The sequence below is a fragment of the Bacteroidota bacterium genome, from assembly GCA_039111535.1.
In the GTDB taxonomy this organism is placed as follows: Bacteria; Bacteroidota; Rhodothermia; order Rhodothermales; family JAHQVL01; genus JBCCIM01.
This window is the reverse complement of sequence record JBCCIM010000298.1, coordinates 1-5,097: the sequence shown is the minus strand read 5'-3', so window position 1 is coordinate 5,097 and position 5,097 is coordinate 1. Positions and strand designations below refer to the sequence as shown.

4 protein-coding genes are annotated in these 5,097 nt (G+C 51.9%); all 4 read left to right on the top strand.

Annotated features, from left to right (window positions below):
• The first annotated feature begins 40 nt into the window (after positions 1-40).
• Positions 41-817 carry a DUF1080 domain-containing protein gene (locus AAF564_25830; GenBank protein ID MEM8488992.1) on the top strand — a complete coding sequence of 259 codons (777 nt, stop codon included), beginning with the start codon at positions 41-43 and terminating at the stop codon, positions 815-817.
• Positions 818-867: 50 nt separating this feature from the next.
• A complete protein-coding gene (locus tag AAF564_25825; GenBank protein ID MEM8488991.1) occupies positions 868-2,727 on the top strand; it encodes a family 16 glycoside hydrolase in 1,860 nt (619 codons plus the stop codon).
• A 36-nt stretch (positions 2,728-2,763) separates the two neighbouring features.
• Entirely contained in the window at positions 2,764-4,725 is a 1,962-nt protein-coding gene (locus AAF564_25820) for a plastocyanin/azurin family copper-binding protein (GenBank protein MEM8488990.1), read from the top strand.
• Positions 4,726-4,792: 67 nt separating this feature from the next.
• Positions 4,793-5,097: hypothetical protein (locus AAF564_25815; GenBank protein MEM8488989.1), on the top strand; the 305-nt coding region annotated here is incomplete at its 3' end.

Here is a 5,097-nt window from a genome sequence, read left to right as displayed (position 1 = left end):
GCTTTTTTATACCCATTCTTTAACACCAGTTAGTAGAACCATGAAACGATTCCCTGTGCCTAAAGCTGTAGCCCTTTTACTTGTTGTAGTATGTACAGCCGGCCCTGCGTTGGCGCAGATTGGCGTTGGCGCCACTGCACCTGCTGATGCTGAAATGTTGTTCGATGGTAGCGCTGAGATGCTACATAAAAATTGGGTCTACTGGGAAGGCCCTCGGTTTAAAGCTGAAATGCCAATCAAGTGGGAAATTGTCAACGACCCAGTGGATGATGGAACAGCTATGTCATCGATGGATCCTTCAGCTGCCGGCGGACTCTATGGTGCGGCAGACATCGTCACAAAAAAGAAATTCCGCGACTTTCGCCTGCACATCGAATTCCTGGCTACCCAAGAAGGGGGGAATAGCGGCGTTTATCTCCAGAATAGATATGAAATCCAGGTGCTCGATGGAGACTCTACCGATCATGGCATGGCCGCTGTGATCAATGAGAAGGCCGCTTCTTACGCACCATACAATGGTACCGGGCAGTGGAACGCCTATGACATTGTTTTTCGTGCTGCGCGTTTTGACAAAGACCAGCGTGTGGTAAATGCGCTTGTGACCATTTACTTCAATGGTGAAAAAGTCCACGCCAACATCCCGATTGCCAAAGTTTGGGGCGGTCCGTTTTCAGGATTAAACGGGGGAGATAACAAAGGATATGGCGTGACAGATACACCAGGTGGATTGAAACTGCAGGCTGAAGGACACGATGTTCGCTATCGAAATATCTGGATTAAAGAGCTGGACCTGGAAATAGCAGACACAGACTTTTAACACTGAAAAGCTGCACCACCCACCTATTTAGTACCCCGGAGGATAAGTACATGCAACGACGCTTGATGCTGTTGCTGTTTGTCATGGGTCTATGCAGCACGGTGCTGTATGCCCAGGAAGAAGCAACGCCTTTTCAATCACTCACCCTGAATGATCTGGCAGCATTCAAACCCACAACACCAAATTGGCAGGTAGCCGGCAGTGCCACTTCGGATCGAATGACCCGCTGGAGCTTTGCCTACGAAGCTGGCACCGGCGTACTGATAAATGCACAAACAGAAGATGCCAGGGGCCACCTGTTTACCGCATGGGATCATGCTGATCTTGAGTTGGACCTTGAAGTAATGATGCCGCCAGGCTCTAACTCGGGTATCTATTTCCAGAGCCGCTATGAAATTCAGCTACTGGATAGTTGGGGCATAAAAGAACCACAGCAAAGCGATATTGGCGGTATTTACCAGCGATGGGATGAATCACGGCCAGAAGGTGAGCGGGGATACGAAGGGCATGCACCACCCGTGAATGTGGCGCGTGCACCCGGACTTTGGCAGCACCTGAACATTGTGTTTCAGGCGCCCCGCTTTGATGCAAAGGGTAACAAAGTACGCGATGCACGTTTTGTCCGTGTGACCTTGAATGGTATTGTGCTGCACGAAGATGTGCCCGTGACCGGGCCAACACGTGCGGCTGCAGACGAAAGCACCGAACTTGCTGCTGCACCCCTCATGATCCAGGGGGACCATGGGCCGGTTGCTTTTAGAAACATCCGCTATCGTATGTTTGATACCGCCCCTGTTGAGCTCTCAAATCTGGTTTACAACTATTACCGCGGAGAATTTCCGCACCAGATGCCGGCGCTGGATGAATTGAGTTTGGTGAAATCTGAAGTAACAGATGTAGTCTCCTCAGAGAAAGCTGATACCACCAAGCTTTTTGCGCTTCGGTTTGAAGGCAATATTGCTGTGCCTCGAACGGGAGACTATACCTTTGAGGTTGTGCACTCGGCCCGGTTTGCCCTGGAAGTTGATGGTGAGGCCTTGTTGAACGACCAGACGGGTGAAGATATTTCTCGCGTTGGTGAGTTTCCCCGCCGCACAGCGACCGTTCGGTTGCGCCGCGGCCAGCATAATTTTGCGCTGACGTATGCAAAGGGGCTCTGGCACAACGTACCTACTGCACTTGGGTGGTATGTGAGTGGCCCGGGGGTCTTGCGCACGCAACTTACAGCATCTGGTTCAGTGCCTGACGATGCATTTTCTGCCTATCAGGTTGAAGTTTCACAACAGCCGATTGTACAGCGAAATTTTGTTGTCCATGGCGAGGAAAAACGGACCCATGCCATTTCTGTTGGCTTCCCGGGAGGATTGCATTATGCCTACGATATGGGCAATGGCAGTTTGCTGCATCTTTGGAAAGGGTCCTTTATTGATACGTCAACCATGTGGTACCAGCGCGGCAATATGCAGAGCGCGGTTGCATTGGGAAGCTTGATTGAGCGCGCCGGCAATCCTGTCATCTACATGGGCAACCCTGGTGATTTGGAAGTTGCTGACTTTAACTTTGAGCGCTACCGACTGGACGATGACGGGCAGCCGGCTTTTGAGTACACTGCTGGAGGCATCGCGGTAAAAGATGCCATTGTGCCCGATGCTGAGCAAAAATTCCTTGAAAGAACGCTCTCACTGGAAGGAGAAGCCGGCGGACAAAAGGTATGGTGTGTCCTGGCGGAGAGCGATTCCGTGAAGGCGCTCGGCAATGGTCGCTATGCCCTTGACGGACAACGCATCTACCTGGAAATGGACCCTGAGACGGAAGTGTCACTGCTGGATCGAGACGGCCGCACAGCACTTGCGGTCCCCGTATCGCTTGAAAACGGCAGCTCAACGCTCACCTATAACCTGGTCTGGTAACCCAGCAGGCACCGGAAAAATTTAAGAGGATGCATTATGTATAAGAACTGGAGCCTGGTTATTGTTGTTTTGCTGTTGTGCGCTTCATGTACACCACCAAAAGACTACGGCGATCCGGCTGGTTTTGCCCCGGATCAGGAAGGCTACTACTATCAGTTGATAACGCTGCCGATTCCAGACAATGTGCCGCTAGAGATAGGCGGACTTGATATGATGGAGGATGGCCGGCCCGTTGTGGCCACCCGCAGGGGAGAGGTATGGATTGTTGATGGTGCTTACCAGGCCAATCCGCAGCCGGGCTACCACCGATTTGCAGCAGGCTTGCATGAACCACTCGGCTTGTTGGTGAAAGATGATGCGCTCTATGCTACGCAGCGCGGTGAATTGACGCGCATGATTGATGAAGATGGCGATGAGGAAGCAGATGTCTTTGAAACGGTCTATGCATGGCCTTTGACGGGTAACTACCACGAGTATTCTTACGGCCCGCTTGCATTGCCCAATGGTAACTTCTTTGTATCGCTGAATCTGGGTTGGGTTGGGCATGGAGACAGCCGCGTTAAGTGGCGTGGTTGGGCGCTCGAAATTACGCCTGACGGCGAAGTAAAGCCCATGGCTGTTGGCTTCCGGTCGCCAGCCGGCATAGGCATCACGGATGCTGGCGACATTTTCTATGGCGAAAACCAGGGGGACTGGATCGGCTCTGGCTGGATGACGCACATCGAAGCCGGTGATTTTCTTGGACACCCGGCAGGACTCGCATGGGCTGATGAACCCAACTCGCCTATCCAGCTTGCTGTAGAGGACATCCCAAACACGGGTGAGCCGATGTTTAAAGCGAAAGAGGCTGTACCTGAATTGAAGCTGCCAACGGTGTGGTTTCCCCATACCATTATGGGAATCTCTACATCTGCCATTATTGAAGACAATACTGCCGGCGACTTCGGGCCATTTGCCGGCCAATTGCTGGTTGGCGACCAGGGGCACAGCAAGTTGATGCGCGTGTACCTTGAAAAAGTAAATGGCGTGTATCAAGGCGCTAACTTCCCATTTTATGAAGGCTTTGCTTCTGGCATTCTTCGCGCGGCCTGGGGCAAAGACAACTCGCTGTTCATCGGTCAGACAAGCAGGGGCTGGGATGCGACAGGCAAGGCGCCTTATGCCCTCGAGCGGCTCGTCTGGACAGGCAATATGCCTTTTGAAATGAAAGAGATCCACGCCAAGTCAAACGGTTTTGATGTGGTCTTTACAAAGCCCGTCGAAAAAGCGAGTGCAGCGGTGGCTGAGATGTTCAAACTGACCAGCTTTACGTATAAGTATCACAATACTTACGGCAGTCCGGCCATCAATATCGAAGAGCCGGCGATACAAGATGTGCAAATATCTGAGGACGGGCTTACCGTGAGCCTCGTGGTTGATGGGTTACGCGCCGGCTACATCCATGAGTTCAAGCTTGGCGACTTACAGGCAGCCGATGGTACGCCCTTGCTGCACGACTTTGCGTTTTACACCCTGAACAATATCCCTGAAGGCAATGGCATTGCCGTTCCTGAGACTTCAGCGAATGCGCCTGCTGCTGTCGCATCGCCACGGAATGTGACAACCATGCCGGCATCATGGGGAGGCGAAGCTGATCATACGCTAACCGTTGCAACGCTGCCCGGTCTGCTGTTCGATACGCCGTCGTTTACCGTTACAGCTGGCAGTAAAGTTGCCTTCCGATTCAATAACGACGACGACATGCTGCACAACCTGGTAATAACAACACCCGGTGCCGTAGATAACATTGTTGAGGCTGCAATGAATCTGGGCATTCGCGGGCAGGAAATGAACTACGTGCCTGAAGCAGAAACGGTGCTGCATTATGTGAGCTTACTGGAACCCGAAACGGAACAGACCATATATTTTGAGGCCCCTACAACACCCGGAGAATACCCGTTTGTATGCACTTTCCCGGGCCATGGTCTCACGATGCGAGGTGTGTTGAAAGTTCAATAAAACCACATCTCCCGCTCCGATTTGCAGGTTTGTTATGATGCGATTTGTGCTTGTGTTAGCATGCAGTATGCTGTGTGTATGCCAAGTTGTTGCCCAGCCATTGCAGATTGATGCGCGTTTTGGCGTACAAATGCAGTTCTCAGATGACTGGACGTTGCTTTCTGAGAACTTGTACTCCTCATTGTTGCAAACTCAACTCTTTGCCAGTGGGGATGAAAAATATTACGTGTATGTAGAAAAATATGGCATGCTACACGAGCTTACAAAAGAGACATGGCTCGAAGGCCGAGGTGCTCCGATGTCGCATGCCGACGAAGCCCGACAGCTAGAGGAAGAAGCGTGGCCCTTTAAGCGGCCTCTCTTTAAACCAGC